The organism is Vibrio sp. Isolate23 (assembly GCF_022398095.1).
Classification (GTDB): Bacteria; Pseudomonadota; Gammaproteobacteria; order Enterobacterales; family Vibrionaceae; genus Vibrio; species Vibrio coralliilyticus_A.
The window spans coordinates 1-1024 of sequence record NZ_JAKEUV010000026.1 but is presented as its reverse complement, the minus strand read 5'-3'; the positions used below and the strand labels follow the sequence as shown (position 1 = coordinate 1024).

Annotated in this window: 1 protein-coding gene and 1 pseudogene; both read right to left on the bottom strand. The window is 43.6% G+C overall.

Annotated features, from left to right (window positions below; translation table 11 throughout):
- Positions 1 to 87: 87 nt before the first annotated feature.
- Positions 88 to 249 (bottom strand): hypothetical protein, encoded by a 162-nt coding sequence (locus tag L1D31_RS22410; protein ID WP_239839144.1) that lies wholly within the window; start codon positions 247 to 249, stop codon positions 88 to 90.
- A gap of 46 nt (positions 250 to 295) precedes the next feature.
- Positions 296 to 1024 (bottom strand): annotated as a pseudogene (locus L1D31_RS22405) (hypothetical protein); the annotation flags it as partial.

Here is a 1024-nt window from a genome sequence, read left to right as displayed (position 1 = left end):
CTGACGTATTTTTAACAAATTTTCTTCGACTGGGGTTAAACTCAAATGAGCTTGTTTGTTGTGTATTCTGATGATGGCGCTTTTTCATTAGGATAAATCCTCTTCCCCATAAGGGCTGTATGTTTTCATCAATGCTTGGCGGGATTCACTTTCTTGAGTTTTTGATAGTTCAGCGACTACACTCTGCATACTATTACCGATTAGCAAATGATGTTGTTCCAGTTGAGAACTATTAACACCACGTCTCATCGTTCAAAACCTAGAAAGCAAAACTTTACGGCAGAACCGATTTTCGCTATATAATTGGGTAAATATGGCCAATCAATTTCCCTGCGTAATCCCTATTTTGAGCAAAAAACTGCCATCCTCCTGACTTATCATTTATACCCGCCACCATAGCCCTCCCATCCCCATAATTGCTACTGTTAAATAAGGTACTCCCCGTCCGGTCAGCGATCTTATTCATGCTTTTATTAGAGTATTTCCCCCCATCAATATGAGCGACTGAAGTACCCGCTTTGCTTTTATTAATGAGAAAACCACAACCACTTAGCTCACTTGTGGTCATATAGTTGTATTTGGGATCATTCAGTAACTCTAAAGTTCTAATACGGTTGGGCGAGTACGGAAGATACTGAAGTTGCATTTCTGTCCCTGCTGTAATTTTCCCTCCCGATAGCTTCGCATTAACATTACCACCCTTACCCCATGCCACATTTAATACATCATCAGTAGGTTGAACAGAAAGAATATTCTTTACTGGCAGTGGCGCAACCTTATTAGATGTGGATTTAATTTTACCCACTCCAATTCCTGCCGATGTACTCGCTACGCCTATCGCAGCACCAACAGCCGCCATCTGCAAAGACTTCTCAACACTGTTGCCCATCGCAACATTAATACCAAACTCCGCTCCCGCTGAGACTACCGTGTCTATCGCTTCCACCGCAATTTTAGTCGCAGTGGATGCTCCTGCTCCAGCAGCTGCACCGATTCCACCACTTAGCGCACCCAACGCCGCCCC

Excerpts from the sequence above, each read along its gene's own strand:
- L1D31_RS22410 (WP_239839144.1), bottom strand. The coding sequence starts at position 249 with ATGAGACGTGGTGTTAATAGTTCTCAACTGGAACAACATCATTTGCTA.